An 18,956-nucleotide genomic window follows, 5' to 3' on the forward strand; every position below is an offset into this window, starting at 1 on the left:
GTGGACGTCACCCCGTGACAGCGGGTGACGCCGCGCCGCCGACCAGCTGCCGCGGCGTCCCGGAGCCGTCCGCGGGGACCGCCCAGACCGCGTTCTCCAGCCCGTAGAGGACGGTGTGGTCGTCCTGCCAGAGCGCCTGGTCGTCGACGCTGCGGGTCTCGGCGAGCTCGGTCTCCGCCAAGCTGCCGAGATCGAGCACCGAGAGCCGCCAGACGCCCTCGCCGACCTTCTTCTTGAACGCCACCCGCCGGCCGTCCGGCGAGAGCGACGGGCATTCGACGTTCTCCCGGACCGCCTTCCCGCGGTAGCGCCCGTAGTCGGCCTCGACGAGGTACGTCTTGCCCTTGCTGCCGAGGGTGGCGTAGAAGCGGTTGCCGTCGGGGGCGAACGTGATGCCCCAGTAGTTGACGTCGGCGGCGAAGTACCGCTTGCCGCCGACGAAGACGGGCAGCTCCTCGATCGTCTTGACCAGCCGTCCGGTGTCCACTTCGTACAGTCCGGCCCGGGTGGAGAACCCGGTCTGCGCGTAGGAATCGCCGGTGACGAACAGCGTCCAGTAGACGCGCTTGCCGTCCGGGGAGACGCGCGCGCGGCTCGGGGTGCCGGGCAGGGTTTCGGTGTGGCGGACGCCGAGCCCGCCGTCGAGGACGAGGACGTCGGTGACCGCCGGGAGCGTCCCCGGCTTGACGGCCAGGCACACCGCCGTCTGCCGGGCCACCGCGAACCGGTCGCACTTCAGGCCGCTGAGCTGAGGTTTCGCGCCCGGGTCGGCGAGCGGGACGGCCCCGACGCGCCCGGTGGCGGTGTCGCGGTAGAACAGCTGGCCGGGGGCGAGCGTGAGCTGCGCGGCCGGGCCGGCCTCCGCGGTGTCGTGCCGCGAACTGACCGTGTACACCACGGCCGCGGCGACCAGGAGCACGATTCCGGCGAGGGCGAGAACGATCTTCTTCACGGGCGCACCGGTTTCGCGAGAGCGGCGGCGAGGGCGACGGCGGCCAGGCAGGCCGCGGCGGCGAGCACCGCGGGCCGCAGGTCCCAGAGCGTCCACGCCAGTCCGAAGAGGACGGACGAGAGCATCCGGGCGACGGCCTGCCCGGTCTGCACGACGGCCATCCCGGTGGCCCGCAGGTCACGCGGGATGAGCGGCCCGGCGGCGGCCATCAGCACGCCGTCGGTGGCCGCGTAGAAGACGCCGTGCAGGCCGAGCGCGATGATCCCGAGCCACAGCCCGGCCTGCGGACCGCAGAGCAGCACCAGCGCCAGGCACAGCGCGGCGTGCCCGCCGAGGAAGACGGGCCAGCGCCCGATCCGGTCGGCGAGCTTGCCGAGCGGCACGGCCAGGACGAGGTAGACCCCGGCGGTGCCGAGCGGCAGCAGCGGGAACCACGTCGCCGCGATGTCCCACCGCCGTTGCAGGACGAGGTAGACGAACGAGTCGCCGACCGTGACCAGCCCCAGCAGCGCGGCCCAGAGCGCGACACGCCGGAAGTCCTGCTGCCGCAGCAGGCCGAGCGCGGCGCGCAGCGAGACGGCGGTCCGGTCGGCCACACCGGGCCGGTCGTGGACGAACAGGGCGAGCAGCAGCACGGCGATGGCCGCGATGCAGAAGCTGGTGAAGAAGACGCTCGTATAACTGCCGAGGCTCAGCGCGAGCACCGCCATCGCCACCAGCGGGCCGAGGAACGCGCCGACGGTGTCCATCGCCCGGTGCACCCCGAACGACCGGCCGAGCGCCTCCGGCTCGCTGGACAGCGAGATCAGCGCGTCGCGCGGGCCGGTGCGCAGGCCCTTGCCGGTGCGGTCGGCGGCGAGGACGACGCCGATCGCCGCGACCGACGAGCCGGCCGCGACCAGCCCGAGTTTGCACACCGCGGACAAGCCGTACCCGAACCCGGCGACCGCCTTGAGCCGCCGCCACCGGTCGGCGAGGTGCCCGCCGAGCACCCGCACGACCGCGGTGGCGCCCGCGTAGAGCCCGTCGAGCAGCCCGAACTGCAGCGGGTTCAGGCCGAGGCCGAGCACCAGGTAGAGCGGGAGGACGGCGGTCACCATCTCCGAGGAGACGTCGGTGACCAGGCTGACCGCGCCGAGGGCCAGGACGTTGGCGGACACCCGTTTCAGCGCCGGTTTCCGGTCGGTGCCGGCCGCCAGGTCCGAGGTCCGGCTTGCCGCGATGTACATGCGCGTCCCTCCTAGTGGCAGGTGTAGGTGGGGCTGCTGTCCAGGACCTTGCCGTCGACGCCGATGAGCTGCGACTGGAAGCTGGTGTCGGTCATCGACAGCTTGAGCACGCCGTAGGTCTTGAGCAGCTTGGCGGTGGTGGCGTGCGGCGAGCTCAGGTCGTAGAGGCTCGCGCCGCCGGAACCGCCGACGATTTCGACGGGCCCGTTCGCGTCGGCCTTGCCATCGGCGTTCTGCGGGACGAACCGCTCGTAGTCGTGGTCGTGGCCGTTGAGGACGAGGTCGACCTTGTTCGCCGCCATCAGCTTCCACAGCTCGATGCTGTCGGGGTTGTCGCCGTGGTCACCGGAGCTCCACCGCGGGTGGTGCCAATAGGCGGCGACGCAGCCCTTCTTGTTCGCGGCGAGATCCTGCTTCAGCCACGCCATCTGCTCGTCCGGGCCGAACTCGTGGGTGGCGAAGTCGTTGGAGTCCAGGGCGATGAAGTGCCAGTTGCCCAGTTCCCAGCTGTAGTAGCGCTGGCCGTTCGGCTTCGCGATGGCGCCGAAGTAGTCGTCGTACCCCTTATACGGCGTGTCGTCGTAGGTCTCGTGGTTGCCGGGGATCGGGTGGGTCTTGCTCTTGAACTTGCCCCAGGTCTTGTCGTAGTAGGACTTGAAGTCCGACAGGTGGGCGTCGTCGTACTGGTTGTCGCCCATGGTGATCACGGCCGCGGGGTTCATGGTTTCCACGAGCTTCGCGGTCTTGACGTGGGCGCAGCTCGAACTGCTGGAGGTGCACCGTTCGGCGATGTCGCCCGCCGCGGCGAGGACGAATCCCGCGCTCCCTGCCGGGGTCTTCACCGTGATCGGTGTACTGGCGGCCGAGACGTTGCCCGCGTTGTCACGCGCGCGGACCGCGTAGGTGTAGCTGGTGTCCGGCGTGAGCGCGGTGTCGGTGTACGACGTCGTCGCGCTGGTCGCGACCACGGCGCCGTTGCGCAGGACGTCGTACCCGGCGACGCCGACGTTGTCGGTGGCGGTGCTCCAGCTCAGCGGGACGCTCGTGGCGGTCGCGGTCCCGGCGGTGAGCCCGCTCGGGACGGTCGGGGCCTGCGTGTCACCGGAGGAGTCGGTGCTGCCGTAGACCTGCATCTCCCAGAAGGAGTAGCCGTAGCTGGTGGCTCGGGTCAGGCCGACGAAGCGCACGAACCGGCCGTGGGCGGTGAGGCCGGTCAGGTCGTCGGTCTTGCCGTCGCCGGCGTCCACGGTCGCGGCGGTGGTGAAGTTCGTGCCGTCGTCGGAGACCTCGATGCGGTACTTCTTCGCGTACGCGGCTTCCCAGTTGAGCACCACGCGGTGGACGGCGGCGGACTGGCCGAGGTCGATCCGCAGCCACTGCGGGTCGGCTCCTTCGACGCTGGCCCAGCGGGTGGTGGTGCTGCCGTCGACGGCCTTCGCCCCGCTGTAGGAGGAGCTTTCGACGGTGGAGGTGGCCACGGTTTTGCCCTGAGAGAGCAGCACGTCGGCGGCTGGGGTGGTGGCGGCCGCGGCGATGGCGGAGGGGAGCAGGACCACGGCGGCGAGCACCGGGGTGATTCGGGCGAGGGGGCGTAGTCGGGTGGACGGCACGTCGCACTCCTTACGGGCCTTGGCGGTGGCTTGACGGGCTGCGGCGTCGGTAAAACAGTTAAGAAAGTTTCCTAACTAAGCGGACTTTAACGGCGAGTAGCTTCGGCTGACAAGACTTGTCCTGCCCTGTTTCGCTGAGCGGGATACTGCCCCGTGCCGCGGAACAGGCACGAAAAAAGGTGCCATCCGCGCGGGACGGCACCTTTTGTTTCGCGGAACGAGGTCAGAGCGAGAGGACGTACAGGTCCCACTCGGTGTGCCCCTGGTCCCACCGGCAGTACGCGGCGAGGTCGGCCCCGCTACGGATTTCGTCGGCGGCGCGCTCGCAGTCGGCCTGCCACTGGTAGCTGCGGATGTACTCAGGGTTCCCCGCGGAAGCGGTGCCCGCGGCGAACCCGAGGAGGGAACCGGAGATGACGGTGATGGCGGCGATACGCCCCAGTGCTTTCTTCACCGCAAGATCATTTCACGGCTCGGGGGCGATTCGGGGCGAAACGCCACAAATCGCCCGTAAGTGGGTGGTCAGGCCGCTTTCAGGAGCTTCCGGATCTCGGAGACCGCGGCCCGGCCCGCCCGGTTGGCGCCGACCGTGCTCGCCGACGGCCCGTACCCGACCAGGTGCAGCCGCGGCTCGAGCGCCACCCGCGTGCCGTCCACGCGGATCCCGCCGCCCGGTTCACGGATGTGCAGCGGGGCGAGGTGGTCGATCGCCGCGCGGAACCCGGTGGCCCAGAGGATCACGTCGGCGTCGAAGCGCGTGCCGTCCGCCCACTCGACGCCCGAGGGCACGATCCGGGCGAACATCGGACGGCGGTCCAGGATCCCGGCCGCCCGCGCTGCCCGCACCTCCGGCGTCACGGCCAGGTCGGTCACGCTCACCACGCTCTCCGGCGGCAGCCCGGCCCGCACCCGCTCGTCGACCTTCGCGACGGCGGCGCGTCCCCAGTCCTCGCTGAAGGGCTCGTCCCGCCAGACCGGCGGGCGGCGGGTCACCCAGGCCGTGGCGCGGGCGAGCGGGGCGAACTCCATCAGCAGCTGCACGGCCGACGCCCCGCCGCCGACGACGACCACCCGCTTGCCGCGGAAGTCCTCGGGTCCGGCGTAGTCCGCGGTGTGCACCTGACGGCCGGCGAACGTCTCCTGGCCCGGGTAGTGCGGCCAGAACGGCCGGTCCCAGGTGCCGGTCGCGCTGATCACGGCCCGCGCGGCCCAGGATTCCGCCGGGCTCGAAACCACGAGCCGCTCCCCCGCCCGCGTCACCGACCGGACGTCGACGGGCCGCAGCACCGGGAGGTCGTAGACGCTTTCGAAGCGCGCGAAGTACTCGGACACGACTTCGGACGCGGGCCGCGTGACGTCCGGGGAGCCGAAGGCCATGCCGGGCAGGTCGTGGATGCCGTGCACCTTGCCGAGCACCAGCGAAGGCCAGCGGTACTGCCACGCTCCCCCGGCGCGCTTCCCGTGGTCCAGCACGACGAAGCCGGTCCGGTTGGCGAACCCGGCGCGCCGCAGGTGGTACGCCGCGGACAGGCCCGCCTGGCCGGCCCCGATCACCACCACGTCCGTTTCGTGATCCGCGCCGCTCATACCGGGTTCAACGGCCCGCGCGGGCGGCTATTCCACGCCGTTCGTCACACGGCGACCCGGTTGCGGCCGGCTTCTTTCGCCCGGTACAACGCCGCGTCGGCGGCGCGGAGCACGTCGTCGAGCGTCGGCCCGGTGCCGGGGTGGCGCGCGACCCCGATCGACACCGACAGGCCGCTCACGCGGACCGTCCCGCTCCCGGTCGAGATCACGACGGTGAGCTCGCCGACCGCGACCCGCACCCGCTCGGCGATGGCGAGCACGTCGGCGCGGCCGATGCCGGGCAGCAGGACCACGAATTCCTCGCCGCCGAAGCGGCCGACCGTGTCGCCCTGGCGCACCGCGCCGGAGATCGCCACCGCGACGGCGGCCAGGACGTCGTCGCCGGTCAGGTGGCCGTAGGTGTCGTTGATCTTCTTGAAGTGGTCGAGGTCGATCATCAGCACCGCGAAGCCGCTGCCGTTCCCGCGGCGCAGCGCGCGGGCGTGCTCCCGGACCGCGGACTCGTGCCAGCCGGCGGTGTTGAGCAGCCCGGTCTTCTCGTCGGTGACGGCGGCGACCTGCAGCTGCTGCTTCAGCAGCAGGTACCGGTGCAGCAGCAGCAAGGGCGCGACCACGAACACCACCAGCACCGGCTGCTCGACCAGCGCCAGCGCGGCCAGCCCGCCGAGGCAGAGGGTCGCCAGCTCGAAGGCGTTGTCCTCCCAGGTGCCGACGAGGTCGGCCACCGAGCGCTGGCTCGTGTAGAGGTAGATGCCCGCGGCCACGAGCCCGACGTTCACCAGCTCGAACACCGCGGCCGCCAGGCAGAGCGCGACCAGCCCGCGCGGTGTCTGCACCGGCGTCCCGTGCAGGCCCAGCACGGCGAGCACCGACGAGGCCGCGAAGCAGGAGAGCATCGCCCAGGCCGTGCTGGCGACGAAGCGGTGCGCGGGCCGCGTCCGCACCTGGCGCCACACCCGCACCCACAGGTGCGCGTAGAGCACGAGCGCGAGCAGCGCCACCCACGCCGGCGGCAGCAGGACGACGCCGGCGAGGTACCATACCGAGGTGACGTTGATGTGCGTCTGCCCGCTCATCCACCGCCGCAGCCGCTCGATGCGGCGCGACATTTCGGCCTGCGCCACCCCGAGCGCGACGAGCACCGCGAACCAGACGGGCCGCACCGGCCCCCCGAACCCGGTACCCAGCGCCACCGCGGTCGCGCCGACGGCGAGCAGCTCGCAGCTGAGGGCGTAGGCGATCCAGCGGGCCTTGGCCCCGGTCCACACCTCCCACCGCGCGGGCCACCCCGGCCAGTCGGAAAGCGCTTCCCGGCGCACGGCGGCCTGGGCTCTCAAGAGCCGAAGCCACGGATGTGACGAACCGGCATCGTGACGTACCCCTTGCGCGAAGTTCGGCCGACCAGGTAGCCCAGCGTAGCCGTTCGGGCGAGCCACGTCGCCGGTCCGGACGAATTACCGCGACGCACCTGCCCGATCACCCGCGCTCAGTAGACCTGAAGGGTCCCCTCCTGGCATCTGACGCACTGAAGGGGACTTTCCTGGCGTCTCATGCCAGGAAAGTCCCCTTCAGTGCGGTGCTTACTTGCGGAGCGCGCGGACGATCGCGACCAGGCCGACCACCGCGGCGATCCCGAGCAGGACCGGCGCCAGCCGCTTCAGGACCGACTGCCCGGCGTAGTCGAGCAGGTCGATCGCTTCGGTCTCCGGCGCCGCCGGGACGCTCCGGAGCTGGGGACGCTCGGGCGCCGGAGCCGCCGGGCGGGGCTCGGTGTTGATGTCCGCGGTCGTCGGGGCGGGCTTGACCGCCGGTTCCGGCTTCGCCGCCGGCTCAGCCGCCGCGGGAGCCGGGGCCGGGGCCGCGGCGGGAGCGGGCGCAGCGGCCGGTTCCGGGGCGAGCTTGCCCGACAGGCACCCCGCGAACGTGTCCAGGATCTTGCCGCCCACCTCGCTGATCAGCCCCCGGCCGAACTGGGCGGGCTTGCCGGTGATCGCCAGGTCGGTCGCCACCGTGCCGTGGGTGCCGCCGTCGCTCTCCGTCAACGTCAAGGTCACCGTCGCGGCCGCCGTGCCGGCGCCGCGCGAATCCTTGCCCGACGCCTTGATCGTGACCTTGTGCGCGGCCTCGTCCTTTTCGAGGAACTCGCCGTTGCCCTTGTACAACAGTGAAATCGGCCCGAGCTTGACCTTCACCGTCCCGCTGAAGGCGTCCCCTTCGACCTTGGTCAGCGTGGCTCCCGGCATGCACGGGGCGACGCGCTCGGGGTCGACGACCGCCTGCCAGACCTCGCCGATCGGGGCCGGGACGGTGAATTCGTGGTCGAGCCGCACGGGCCGACCTCCTCTCTGCCAGACCTGGGGTGTCCGGTGCCCACCCTAGCCGTCGCCGAGGCGGCGGCCGGGTGGGCGATCCGGTCGGTCAGGCCCCGGCCGCCGCCGCGATGGCACGACCGGTCAGCACTTTCGCCAGGTGGCGGCGGTATTCGACGTCGGCGTTGCCGTCGACCGGCGGATTCGTGCCCTCGGCCGCGTGCTCCGCCGCCGCGCGGATCGAGTCCGCCTTGGCCTGAACGCCGACCAGCGCCGCTTCGACGCCCGAAGCGCGGACGGGCGTGGAGCCCATGTTCGTCAGCGCGACCCTGGCCTCCTCGATGACCCCCGCCTCGGTGCGGACGGTGACCGCGACCGCGACCATCGACCACGCCTGGGCGACCCGGTTGAACTTCTCGTAGTGCGCCCGCCACCCGGTGTGCTTGGGCACGCGGACCTCGACGAGCAGTTCGTCCGGCGCCAGTGCCGTGGTGAACAGGTCCTGGAAGAACTCCGCGGCCGGCACCGTCCGGCGCCCCGAAGGCCCGGCCACCACCAGCGAGGCGTCCAGTGCGAGCACCGGTGCCAGCAGGTCGCCCGCCGGGTCGGCGTGGGCGATCGCGCCGCCGAGCGTGCCGCGGTGGCGGATCTGCGGGTCGGCCACCGTGTCGGTCGCCGCCTTGAGCAGGGCCGCGTGTTCACCGACCAGCGAATCGCGCTGGACGTCGTAGTGCGTCGTCATCGAGCCGATCACCAGCGCGTCGCCGTCCTCGCGCACGCCGCGCAGCTCCGCGACGCGCCCGAGGTCGACCAAGGTCGTCGGCGCGGCCAGCCGCATCCGCAGCACCGGCAGCAGGCTCTGCCCGCCCGCCAGCACCTTGGCGTCCTCGCCCGCCGACGCCAGCGCCTGCACCGCTTCGTCCACTGTGGACGGGCGGACGTAGTCGAAGGGAGCCGGGATCACTGCGCACCTCCGGAGGCGTCGATCGAACCGAGTCCGCCACCGGCTTCGCCGCGGCCGGGGCCGCCCGCGTCGGTGGTGCCGTGCTGCACCGCGTGCCACACCCGCATCGGGGTCAGCGGCATCTCGATGTCGTTCACCCCGAAGTGGCGCACGGCGTCGATGACCGCGTTGACCACCGCCGGGGTCGAGGCGATGGTGCCCGCCTCGCCGACGCCCTTGGCGCCGAGCGGGTTGGTCGTCGACGGCGTTTCCGTGCGGTCGGTGGTGAACGACGGCAGGTCGGCCGCCGACGGCAGCAGGTAGTCGGCGAACGTGCCGGTGGTGAGCGTGCCGCTTTCGTCGTGCTCGGTGCCTTCGAACAGCGCCTGCGCGATGCCCTGGGCGAGCCCGCCGTGCACCTGGCCCTCGACGATCAGCGGGTTCACCGCGACGCCGACGTCGTCGACGCAGACGTAGGACCGCAGCTTGACCCGGCCCGTCTCCGTGTCCACCTCGGCGGCGCACAGGTGCGTGCCGTGCGGGTAGGAGAAGTTCTCCGGGTCGAAGGTCGCGTCCGAGTCGAGCGACGGCTCGACCCCGTCGGGCAGGTTGTGCGCCGCGAACACCGCGAGCGCGATGTCGGCGATGCCCGTCGAGGTGTCGGTGCCCTTGACGGTGAACTTGCCGTTGGCGAACTCGAGGTCGTCCTCGGCGCATTCGAGCAGGTGCGCCGCAATCGGCTTGGCCTTCGCGACGACCTTCTCCGCCGCCTTGACGATGGCGATCCCGCCGACGACCAGCGACCGCGAGCCGTAGGTGTCCATGCCCTTGTGCGAGGACTGGGTGTCGCCGTGGATGATCTCGACGTCCTCGAACGCGACGCCCAGCTGGTCGGCGACGATCTGGCTCCACGCCGTCTCGTGGCCCTGGCCGTGCGCGGAGGCACCGGTGATGACCTCGACCTTGCCGGTCGGGAGCATCCGGATCGCGGCGTGCTCCCAGCCGCCGGCGCCGTAGTCGAGCGAGCCGAGCACCCGCGACGGCGCGAGCCCGCACATCTCGGTGAACGTCGAGATGCCGATGCCGAGCTGGACCTTGTCGCCGGACGCGCGCCGCTTCTCCTGCTCGGCGCGCAGGCCGTCGTAGTCGAAGAGCTGCTTGGCCTTCGCCGTCGCGGCTTCGTAGTTGCCCGAGTCGTAGGTCAGCCCGCACACCGTGGTGAACGGGAACTCCTCGTGCTTGATCCAGTTCTTCTCGCGCAGCTCCAGCGGGTCCACGCCGAGCTCGACGGCGAGCTCGTCCATGATCCGCTCGATCGCGAACGTCGCCTCCGGCCGGCCGGCGCCGCGGTAGGCGTCGGTCAGCGTCGTCGTCGTGTACACGTTGGTGCACGCGAAGTGGTACGCCGGGATCTTGTAGATCGCGTTGAACATGAACGCGCCGAGGATCGGCACGCCGGTGCCGACCAGGCCGTTGTACGCGCCGAGGTTGGCGAGCAGCTCGACCTTGAGGCCGGTCACCTGGCCGTCGCGGGTGGCCGAGATGGTGATGTCCTGGATCTGGTCGCGGCCGTGGTGCGCGGCGAGCATGGTCTCCGACCGCGACTCGTTCCACTTGACCGGTTTGCCGAGCTTCTGGGCGACCAGCAGCGACATCATCTCTTCGGGCAGCACGCCGATCTTGCCGCCGAAGCCGCCGCCGACGTCCGGGGCGATCACGCGCAGCTTGTGCTCGGGGATGCCGAGCGTCAGCGCCGACATCACGCGCAGGATGTGCGGGACCTGGGTGGCCGACCACATGGTGAGCTGGGTGCCGGTCGGGTCGACGACGCAGGCGCGCGGCTCCATGAACGCCGGGACCAGGCGCTGCTGGCGGAAGCGCCGCTTGACGACGACTTCGGCCGAGCTGATCGCCTCCTCGACGTTGCCGCCGGTGCCGGCCTCGCCGGAGTCGAACTTCCAGACGGCGCTGGTGTTGCTGCCCTGGTCCTCGTGGACCAGCGGGGCGCCGTCGGCGATCGCGGCTTCCATGTCGAGGATGACGGGGAGCTCGTCGTACTCGACGTCGATCTCTTCGAGCGCGTCGTGCGCCTCGGCCGACGTCCGCGCGACGACGACCGCGACGCCTTCACCGGCGAAGTTGACCTGGTCGGCGGCGAGCACCGGACGGCGCGGCGCCTTCATGTCCGGCGTGATCGGCCACGCGCAGGGCATGCCGATCGAGCTGTCCGGGTCGAGGTCCCGCGCGGTGAACACGGCGACGACACCGGGTGCGCTCTTCGCCGCCGACGTGTCGATCGAGACGATCTTGGCGTGCGCGAACGGGCTGCGCAGGACCGCCATGTGCAGCATCCCGGGCAGCGTGATGTTGTCGGTCCAGCGGGTGCGGCCGGTGATCAGCCGTTCGTCTTCCTTGCGGCGGCGGGACTTCCCGACCTCCGGTTCGATCGTGGCGGTCATCAGTCACCACCCACGCCGACGTGCTTGGTCTCGGTGATCCGCTCGGCTTCGGGGCCGGCGCCGGGGCTCATGTTCTGCGCGGCGTCGCGGACCGCGCGGACGATGTTCTGGTAACCGGTGCAGCGGCAGAGGTTGCCTTCGAGGCCCTCGCGGACGGCCTGTTCGTCCGGGTCCGGGTTGTCGGCGAGCAGGTCGATCGACTGCATGATCATGCCGGGGGTGCAGAACCCGCACTGCAGGGCGTGGTTGTCGTGGAAGGCTTTCTGCACCGGGTGCAGCTGCCCGTCGCGGGCGAGGCCTTCGATGGTGGTGACCTCGCAGCCGTCGGCTTGCACGGCCAGCACGGAGCAGGACTTCACGCTGTGCCCGTCGAGGTGGACGGTGCACGCGCCGCAGTTGCTGGTGTCGCAGCCGACGACGGTGCCGACCTTGCCGAGTTTTTCGCGCAGGTGGTGCACGAGCAGGGTGCGGGGCTCGACTTCGTCGGTGTACTTCGTCCCGTCGACGGTGACGGTGATGCGCATCAGGCCTCCAAAAGCCGGTTCGGGAACGGCCTGCCCGAGGTGATCGGGCTCACAGACTCCCGAGCGTGCTACGCGACCTTCGCGCGGACAAGCCCTGATGTCACACGTTCAACTACCTGTTCCGCAGATACGCGTCGAGAACCGGCGCAACTCCGTAAGTGCGGAACGCCGGATGGGTGAACTTTTGTGGGCCACCTGGTGGAGCAGTGATATCCGGGGCTTCGCCCCGGGCCGGGGGCTCCGCCACCCGGAGCCCCCGCAAGCAGTTAGCCGTGGATGCGTCCCGTCAGCTCGGCGAGCCGTTTTCCGCCGCCGCCCCACCGCAGCGCGATGATTTCCGCGGCGATCGAAACGGCCGTCTCCTCCGGGGTCCGGGCACCCAGGTCGAGGCCGATCGGCGAGGACAGCCGTTCCAGCTCCCCCTCGGTGATCCCGGCTTCGCGCAGGCGCGAGAACCGGTCGTCGTGGGTCTTGCGGGAGCCCATCGCGCCGACGTAGCCGACGTCCAGGCGCAGCGCGACCTCCAGCAGCGGGACGTCGAACTTCGGGTCGTGGGTCAGCACCGCGATCGCCGTGCGCTGGTCGATCCGGCCCGCTTCGGCTTCGGCCTTCAGGTAGCGGTGCGGCCAGTCGACGACGACGTCGTGCGCGTCCGGGAAGCGGCTGCTGGTGGCGAACACCGGCCGCGCGTCGCACACCGTGACCTGGTAGCCGAGGTAGGTGCCCATGCGGGCCATCGCGGCGGCGAAGTCGATCGCGCCGAAGACCAGGAGCCGGGGCGGCGGCTCGAAGGAGTTGACGAACACCGCCATGCCTTCGCCGCGGCGCTGCCCGTCCGGGCCGTAGTGCAGGGTGCCGGTGCGGCCGCTGGCCAGCAGGCCGCGCGCGTCGTCGGCCACGGCGTCGTCCATCCGCGACGAGCCGAGCGAGCCCGCGGTGCGGTCCGGCCACACGATCATGTGCTCGCCGACCAGGCCTTCGCGCTCGTGCTCGATGATCGTGACGACCGCGACCGGCTCGCCGCCGCGCACCGACGCGACGACGTCGCCGAGCTCCGGCATGGAGTCGCGGTCGACGTGCTCGACGTAGATGTCGATGATCCCGCCGCAGGTCAGGCCGACCGCGAAGGCGTCGTCGTCGGTGACGCCGTAGCGCTGCAGCACCGGCTTGCGCTCGGCGACGACCTCCTGCGCGAGTTCGTAGACCGCACCTTCGACGCAGCCGCCGGACACGCTGCCGGCGACCGTGCCGTCCGCGGCGACGACCATCGCGGCGCCGGGCGCGCGCGGCGCCGACGAGAAGGTGGCGACCACGGTGCCGAGTCCGACGGTCTCGCCGTCGGACCAGCGGCGGAACACGTCGTCCAGTACGTCACGCATCGGCAATCTCCCGGAGCAGTCGTTCCAAAGTGGCCAGGGTGTGCCCGGCCAGCAGCCGGTCGATGTGGGGCAGCGCGGCCACGATGCCCGACTGGACCGGAGCGTACCCCGCCCGTCCGGCGTGGGGATTCACCCAGAATACGGCGTGCGCGAGCCGGCGCAGGTGGGCGAGCTGCTCGCCGAGCAGGCCGGTGTCGCCGCGTTCCCAGCCGTCGGAAAAGACGGTGACCACCGCGCGGCGGGCCACCCCGCGGCGTCCCCAGCGGTCGAGGAACGCCTGCAGCGTCTCGCCGAGGCGGGTGCCGCCGGCGAAGTCCGGCACCGCCGAACCCGCGGCGAGCATGGCGCGTTCCGGGTCGCGCTGGCGCAGCTGGCGCGACACCCGCGTGAGGCGCGTGCCGAGGGTGAAGACCTCGACGGCCTGGGGCGCGGACCGCGTCAGGACGTGGGCGAACCGCAGCAGCGCGTCGGCGTACGGGCTCATCGAGCCGGAGACGTCGATGAGCAGCACCACCCGGCGCGGGCGCGCGCCGCGGCGGGCGTGCACGAGCTTGAGGGGCTCGCCACCGCTGGCCAGCATGGCGCGCAGCGTGCGCGACGGGTCGAGCCGGCCGCGCCGCGACGGAGTCCGCCGGGCGGCCGGGCGCTTCGGAGGCGTCGGCCGCAGGGTGGCCAGCAGTTCGCGGAGGTGTTCGCGTTCGGCCGTGGTCAGCGCGGCGAGGTCGCGGTGACGCAGGACCTCCTGCGCGCTCGCGGCGACTTTCAGCTGGTCGTGACCATCGCCGCCCTCGGCGTCCCCGCCTTCGGCGTCGACGAGCGGCGCGATCCTGGCCTGCTTCGGCGCGGCGGACTTGGCCCGCTGCGGCGTCGGCGTCTCGATGGAAAACCACTGGCTGAAGGCTTCTTCGTAGCTCGGGAGGTCGTCCGGGCTGGCGCACAACGTCAGCCGCCCGGCCCAGTACAGCTGCGTGGGCTCGGCGACGTCGATCTCCGCGACGGCGGCCAGGTAGGCCTGGACGCGGTGGGCGTCGCAGGCGACCCCGGCTTCGCGCAGCGCGGCGGCGAACCCGGCGTACCCGGCGACCGGATCGGCGGCGGTGGTCATGATTCCATTGTGCGCTTCTTCGGCGTTCCGGCGGGGAACGGAGCGGTCCGCGCGCCCGCCCCTCCCCGGGTGGGCGCGCGGACCGCGCTCTTCGCCGCGGCCGACCCGAGGTAGCGGTGGGTGGGCGCGAAGAGCCTTCGGAAAGATTTCGGCTGGACTGGGAAAAGGATGCCGGAGTCCCGCGCGCTCGGCAACGCAATTAAAAACGCCCGCCTGGTCCATTGTGGACCGAGCGGGCGTTTCGGCTTGGTGGGTCAGGAAACCTTCATGCCGGGCTGGATGTTCGCGCAGCCGCGCAGGCCGGCCGTCTTGTTCAGCTCCAGGATCGGCGGGAGCGTCTTCTGCGCGTACGCCTGGAGTTCGGCGAGCTTGGCCTCGTCGACCAGGTCGCGCCGGACGTGGTAGCTGACCCAGTTGCGCGAATCGACGGTCATGTTGCCGATCGGCTGGTTGACGAAGATCGTCACGTAGTCCTGCTCGAACCGGGGGTCCTGGTCGAACTGCAGCGTGGTGATCCACGAGCCGATGAACGTGATCAGCTCCGGCTTGGCCTGCGTGAAGACGTAGTCGCGCAGCCCCTGCATGTCGGCGCGGTGCAGGTAGTCGGCGATCGGCTTGTCGCCGAGGCCGGCCAGGTCGAGCACCCGGATGCGGCTGCCCAGCGACGTACCGCCGAGGTCGATCAGCCCGACCTGCGCGGTGTCCGGCAGCTTGAGGATGTCCGCGAAGCCGTTGACGGCCTGCGCGTCGCGCTCGGCGACGATGCAGAACGCGGTCTTGACGTTGGCGCGGTAGGTGGTGCCCTGGGTGTAGAACCCGCTCACCGAGCTGACCGCGGCCACGACCAGCAGGCAGGCGAGCACGATCCGGCCGCGCAGCCGGGCCGCGGCGAAGGCCTCGACGACCACGACGGCGGCGCCGAACGCGCCGAGCGTCCAGACCGGGGTGGCGAAGCGCAGCTGCCCCATCCAGTCGTACTCGAGGACGATGTAGGCGACGACGGTGAGCCCGAACGGCGCCAGCAGCGCGATCAGGCCGGTGCGCAGCTTCGACGGCCGGATCATCAGCATGACCAGGCACGCGACGGCGATCGCGACGACCAGCCAGCCGACGTAGGAGACGATCTCCCCGGGCCGCGCGAGGTCGTCGAGGTTCGGCGGCTCCTGCCCCTTCGCGACGGCGGTGTTGGGCACCAGCCGGCCGAATTCGAACCAGCGGAAGACGACGTAAGCGCCGTACGGCACCGCGAAGCCGGCGACGGACAGCACGACCGCCCGCACGCTGCGGCCGAGCAGCTCCCGCTTGAGGAAGAGCAGGACGACGATCGGGTAGGCGCCGGCGTAGATGATGCCGTCGGGCCGGGTCAGCGCGGCGAGCACGGCGATCAGCCCGGTGCCGACGGCGACCTGGGTGTCGAGCAGCCGGCCGCCTTGGACGGCGCGCAGGATCAGCACCGCGAGCGCGGCGACGGTCAGCGCGTAGAAGGAGTTCTCCAGCCCGGAGAAACACCAGATCACGAACGACGGGATCGCGGCGAGCACGGCCCCGGTGAGGAAGGTGACCAGCGCCGGGCGGCGGGTGAGCGTCTTGGCGCCGAAGTAGAACAGGACGAGGACACCCAGGCAGCACGCCAGCGCGAGCGCCTTCGGGAAGAGGATCTGGTCGTTGATCCCGAAGAGCGTCCCGTGGTCGAACAGGCCGACGAGCTTGCCGAGCGCGAGCAGCACCATCCAGGTGGGGTTGGAGTACCCCTCGACCGGCGAGGCGCCGGGCTGCAGGACCGGCCCGAAGCCGTCGGCGACGTTGCGCGAGTAGGCGAAGGTGATGGCGGCGTCGTCGATCAGCCAGTGCCCGTAGAAGGAGGCGTGCACGGCGATCAGCGCGGTCCCCCCGAGCACCGCGGCCACGGCGGCGAGCTTGCCCCGCCAGGTGCTCGTCCTGACCGGTCCGGACCGATCGGGTGCGGCGCCGGCGTCCGCCGCCGGTCTGGTCTCGGTCGTCTCCGCCACGCTCATCCGCAGGTTCTCCCCCGTCTCGGGCCTCGGGTCAGGCGAACAAGGCGTCGAGTTTCGCCCGTACCCGATCGAGGTCTTCGCTGTACTTCAGGACGGCCCCGAGCGTCCGCGCCGCGGTGGCCGCGTCCAGCTCGTCGCGTTCCAGAGCCATCAGGGCTCTCGCCCAATCGAGTGACTCCGCTACTCCTGGTGGCTTCAGCAGGTCCATTTCACGGAGCCGATGCACCGCTTCAGCGATCTGCCGAGCTAAAACTTCACCTATTCGAGGGATCCTACGGCGCAGGATCATCACCTCCCGAACCAGGTCCGGGTGTTCCAGCCAGTGGTAGAGGCAGCGGCGCTTGAGAGCGTCGTGCACCTCCCGCGTCCGGTTCGAGGTGAGCACCACGAGCGGCGGCTGCTCGGCGCGGACCTCGCCGTACTCGGGGATGGTGACGGCGTTCTCGTCGAGGAGCTGCAGGAGGAAGGCTTCGAACTCGTCGTCGGCGCGGTCGATCTCGTCGACGAGCAGGACGCAGGGAGCTTTGAGGGCCTGCAGGAGCGGCCGGGCGAGCAGGAACCGTTCGGTGTAGAGCGACCGCTCGGCGGCGTCGACATCCAGCTCACCGGCGGCTTCGAGCGCCCGGAGGTGCAGGAGCTGCCGCGGGAAGTCCCACTCGTAGAGGGCTTGAGCGGCGTCGATGCCTTCGTGGCACTGGAGCCGCACGAGCGGCCGACCGAGCGCGGTGGCGAGGGCGAGCGCGAGCGAGGTCTTGCCGGTACCGGGTTCGCCTTCGCAGAAGAGCGGCCGCCCCATCTTGAGGGCGAGGAACCCGGCGGTGGCCAGCCCGTCATCGGCCAGGTAACCGGTCCCGTCGAGCGCAACGGCAAGTTCTTCAGGCGAGGCGAGCAAGTCGGTCACGCAGTAGATCGTAGGCGGCGGGAGGGCGGGGTGCGGGGTGTGCGGGAGAGCAGGCACGGACGGATGACCCCGAGGCAGGCTGGCGGGCGGCTCGGTTGCGGGCGGGGTGGCTCGGTTGCGGGCGGGGTGGTGCGCGCGCGGCTCGATTGCTGCGGGCCGGCGCGGCTCGCGCGCGGCTCGGCTGCGGGCCGGTCGCGGTAGGCCGGGGTGGCGGGCCGGTTGCGGTGGGCCGGGGTGGCGGGCGGCTCGGCTGCGGGCCGGTCGCGGTGGGCCGGGGTGGCGGGCGCGCGGCTCGGTTGCGGTGGTCGGGGCGGGCCGGCTGGGGCGAGGCTTGGCTGCGGCTCGGTTGCAGCGGGCCGAGGTGGCTGGCGCGCGGCTCGGCTGCTGAACCGGGGTGGCTCGTGCGCGCGGGCCGGAAACTGCCTGCGGCTCGTGCTGGGCCGGGCGGCTCGGCTGCGGGGAGCCGAGAGGGCTCGCGTGGACGGGGCTACCTGCGCGAGCGCCTCGGGCTGCAGGGCTCGAGGCGTCAGCGAGGAGGTGGGCTCGGGAGGTCGGTGGGTCGGTCCACATCACGGCCGCTGCCGAGGTCGGCGCACTCGATCAGGTTCAGGTCCTCGCGGGTGGACAGCCAGTCGCGAGCGCCTCGGTCGCCGTGGGCGGTGGGGGTGATCTCCGGCCACCAGTGGCGGCCGAGGAGGACTGGGTGGCCGGGGGTTCCGTGGTAGGCCGCGCGGGCGATCGTTCGGGGGGTTGCCTCCGCGGTGACCCGGGTGAGGATCTCGGGGCCGACCCACGGGAGGTCGACCAGGTGGACCAGCGCGGCCACCGGGCCGTCGGTTTCGGTCAAGGCGGCCAGGCCCGCTCGGAGGGAGGCGCCCATGCCGGTCTGCCAGTCCTCCGCGAACACCGCCGCCGACGGGTCTGGGAGGAGGGGGCGGATCTCGTCGGCTGCCGCGCCCAGGACCACGCGGATCGGGGTGCAGCCGGCCGCCGTCAGGGTGCGCCAAGCTCGGAGCACCAGGGGCTCGCCGTCGAGTTCGACGAGCGCCTTCGGCCCGCCGAACCGGCGGCCCGCTCCCGCCGCCAGCAGGAGGCCCGCGACCTGGTAATCAGCCATGGGCTCGGCCTGGGGCTCCGATCGCCAAGTCCGCTTCGATCGAGCGGGCCGTCTCCAGGAGTGGGGGAACCAAATCCTCGCGGACCGACTCCGCCGTTGTGCGGCTTGCGTGGGTGGAGAGGTTTACCGCTGCCACTGTGCGGCCCTTGCGGTCGTGGATCGGGGCCGCCACTGAGCGGAGGCCTTCCTCCAGTTCCTGGTCCACCATCGCCCAGCCCTGGTCGGCTACCTTGGCCAGCTCCGCTCGCAGGGGGTCGGGGGCGGTGACCGTGTGGTCGGTCAGGCGGTCGAAGCTCGCCACCTCGAAATACGCCTCCAGCTCCGCCTTGCTGAGGCCCGCCAGCAGGACGTGGCCCATCGACGTCGCGTACGCCGGGAAGCGGGTGCCGACGTTGATGCTGACCGTCATGATGCGGGAGACCGCCACGCGGGCCACGTAGACGATGTCGGTGCCCTCCAGGACCGAGACCGAGCTCGACTCGTGGACCGTGGCCGACAGGTGCTCGAGGTGAGGTTGGGCCACCTCGGGCAGCGTCATGCTCGACAGGTACGCGTACCCCAGCTCCAGCACGCGGGCCGTCAGGGAGAAGTGCTTGCCGTCGGTGCGGACGTAGCCGAGGTCGGTCAACGTCAGCAGGAACCGGCGCGCCGCCGCTCGGGTGAGGCCCGTTGCGCGGGCCACGTCGCTCAGGGTCAGCTCCGCCGCTCCTGCGTGGAAGGCCTTGATCACGGCCAGGCCGCGCTCCAGCGACTGCACGTGGTGGGCGCCGCGGTGGGCCGGCTCACTGTTCAGCTCGGCTTCGATGTGCCTCCCCACGTCCATGAC

Annotated in this window: 16 protein-coding genes; all 16 read right to left on the reverse strand. The window is 71.6% G+C overall.

Features of this window, described 5'->3' with window-relative positions; translation table 11 throughout:
* Positions 1-7: 7 nt before the first annotated feature.
* The gene (locus SD460_RS40500) at positions 8-952 is read right to left on the reverse strand and encodes a TolB-like translocation protein (protein WP_290049870.1); all 945 of its coding nucleotides are present in this window, start codon (positions 950-952) and stop codon (positions 8-10) included.
* Positions 949-2,181, reverse strand: coding sequence for an MFS transporter (locus tag SD460_RS40505; protein ID WP_318307538.1), 1,233 nt, complete (start codon positions 2,179-2,181; stop codon positions 949-951). The genes SD460_RS40500 and SD460_RS40505 overlap by 4 nt, the downstream gene beginning before the upstream one ends.
* Before the next feature lie 11 nt (positions 2,182-2,192).
* On the reverse strand, positions 2,193-3,749 hold the full coding sequence (locus SD460_RS40510; RefSeq protein ID WP_290050003.1) for a discoidin domain-containing protein: 1,557 nt from the start codon (positions 3,747-3,749) through the stop codon (positions 2,193-2,195).
* Between the two features lie 265 nt (positions 3,750-4,014).
* Positions 4,015-4,245, reverse strand: coding sequence for a hypothetical protein (locus SD460_RS40515; RefSeq protein WP_290049868.1), 231 nt, complete (start codon positions 4,243-4,245; stop codon positions 4,015-4,017).
* Between the two features lie 68 nt (positions 4,246-4,313).
* A complete protein-coding gene (locus tag SD460_RS40520; RefSeq protein WP_290049866.1) occupies positions 4,314-5,378 on the reverse strand; it encodes an NAD(P)-binding domain-containing protein in 1,065 nt (354 codons plus the stop codon).
* A 44-nt stretch (positions 5,379-5,422) separates the two neighbouring features.
* Positions 5,423-6,646 carry a GGDEF domain-containing protein gene (locus SD460_RS40525; protein ID WP_438860867.1) on the reverse strand — a complete coding sequence of 408 codons (1,224 nt, stop codon included), beginning with the start codon at positions 6,644-6,646 and terminating at the stop codon, positions 5,423-5,425.
* Between the two features lie 312 nt (positions 6,647-6,958).
* A complete protein-coding gene (locus SD460_RS40530) occupies positions 6,959-7,708 on the reverse strand; it encodes an SRPBCC family protein (RefSeq protein ID WP_318307540.1) in 750 nt (249 codons plus the stop codon).
* Between the two features lie 88 nt (positions 7,709-7,796).
* On the reverse strand, positions 7,797-8,651 hold the full coding sequence (locus SD460_RS40535) for an FAD binding domain-containing protein (protein ID WP_290049862.1): 855 nt from the start codon (positions 8,649-8,651) through the stop codon (positions 7,797-7,799).
* Positions 8,648-11,089, reverse strand: coding sequence for a xanthine dehydrogenase family protein molybdopterin-binding subunit (locus SD460_RS40540; protein ID WP_290049860.1), 2,442 nt, complete (start codon positions 11,087-11,089; stop codon positions 8,648-8,650). The genes SD460_RS40535 and SD460_RS40540 overlap by 4 nt, the downstream gene beginning before the upstream one ends.
* On the reverse strand, positions 11,089-11,613 hold the full coding sequence (locus SD460_RS40545; protein ID WP_290049858.1) for a (2Fe-2S)-binding protein: 525 nt from the start codon (positions 11,611-11,613) through the stop codon (positions 11,089-11,091). The genes SD460_RS40540 and SD460_RS40545 overlap by 1 nt, the downstream gene beginning before the upstream one ends.
* A gap of 266 nt (positions 11,614-11,879) precedes the next feature.
* Positions 11,880-12,992, reverse strand: coding sequence for an XdhC family protein (locus SD460_RS40550; RefSeq protein ID WP_318307541.1), 1,113 nt, complete (start codon positions 12,990-12,992; stop codon positions 11,880-11,882).
* Positions 12,985-14,097 carry a vWA domain-containing protein gene (locus tag SD460_RS40555; RefSeq protein ID WP_318307542.1) on the reverse strand — a complete coding sequence of 371 codons (1,113 nt, stop codon included), beginning with the start codon at positions 14,095-14,097 and terminating at the stop codon, positions 12,985-12,987. Before SD460_RS40555 ends, SD460_RS40550 begins: the two co-directional genes overlap by 8 nt.
* A gap of 254 nt (positions 14,098-14,351) precedes the next feature.
* Positions 14,352-16,112 (reverse strand): glycosyltransferase family protein, encoded by a 1,761-nt coding sequence (locus tag SD460_RS40560; RefSeq protein WP_290049854.1) that lies wholly within the window; start codon positions 16,110-16,112, stop codon positions 14,352-14,354.
* Positions 16,113-16,143: 31 nt separating this feature from the next.
* Entirely contained in the window at positions 16,144-17,013 is an 870-nt protein-coding gene (locus tag SD460_RS40565; protein ID WP_290049852.1) for an AAA family ATPase, read from the reverse strand.
* A 526-nt stretch (positions 17,014-17,539) separates the two neighbouring features.
* Complete coding sequence (locus SD460_RS40570) at positions 17,540-18,130, reverse strand: nucleotidyltransferase family protein (protein WP_290059667.1); 591 nt, start codon at positions 18,128-18,130, stop codon at positions 17,540-17,542.
* Positions 18,123-18,953: an IclR family transcriptional regulator domain-containing protein gene (locus SD460_RS40575; RefSeq protein WP_290059668.1), complete on the reverse strand. Its 831-nt coding sequence runs from the start codon at positions 18,951-18,953 to the stop codon at positions 18,123-18,125. The genes SD460_RS40570 and SD460_RS40575 overlap by 8 nt, the downstream gene beginning before the upstream one ends.
* Positions 18,954-18,956: the final 3 nt, after the last annotated feature.

Origin of the sequence: Amycolatopsis solani (assembly GCF_033441515.1) — a bacterium.
In the GTDB taxonomy this organism is placed as follows: Bacteria; Actinomycetota; Actinomycetes; order Mycobacteriales; family Pseudonocardiaceae; genus Amycolatopsis; species Amycolatopsis solani.

Bases quoted from the DNA above. Each gene is read 5' to 3' on its own strand.
- SD460_RS40555 (WP_318307542.1), bottom strand. From the start codon at position 14,097: ATGACCACCGCCGCCGATCCGGTCGCCGGGTACGCCGGGTTCGCCGCC.
- SD460_RS40540 (WP_290049860.1), bottom strand. From the start codon at position 11,089: ATGACCGCCACGATCGAACCGGAGGTCGGGAAGTCCCGCCGCCGCAAG.
- SD460_RS40575 (WP_290059668.1), bottom strand. From the start codon at position 18,953: ATGGACGTGGGGAGGCACATCGAAGCCGAGCTGAACAGTGAGCCGGCC.
- SD460_RS40505 (WP_318307538.1), bottom strand. From the start codon at position 2,181: ATGTACATCGCGGCAAGCCGGACCTCGGACCTGGCGGCCGGCACCGAC.
- SD460_RS40545 (WP_290049858.1), bottom strand. From the start codon at position 11,613: ATGCGCATCACCGTCACCGTCGACGGGACGAAGTACACCGACGAAGTC.
- SD460_RS40570 (WP_290059667.1), bottom strand. From the start codon at position 18,130: ATGGCTGATTACCAGGTCGCGGGCCTCCTGCTGGCGGCGGGAGCGGGC.
- SD460_RS40520 (WP_290049866.1), bottom strand. From the start codon at position 5,378: ATGAGCGGCGCGGATCACGAAACGGACGTGGTGGTGATCGGGGCCGGC.
- SD460_RS40560 (WP_290049854.1), bottom strand. From the start codon at position 16,112: ATGAGCGTGGCGGAGACGACCGAGACCAGACCGGCGGCGGACGCCGGC.
- SD460_RS40550 (WP_318307541.1), bottom strand. From the start codon at position 12,992: ATGCGTGACGTACTGGACGACGTGTTCCGCCGCTGGTCCGACGGCGAG.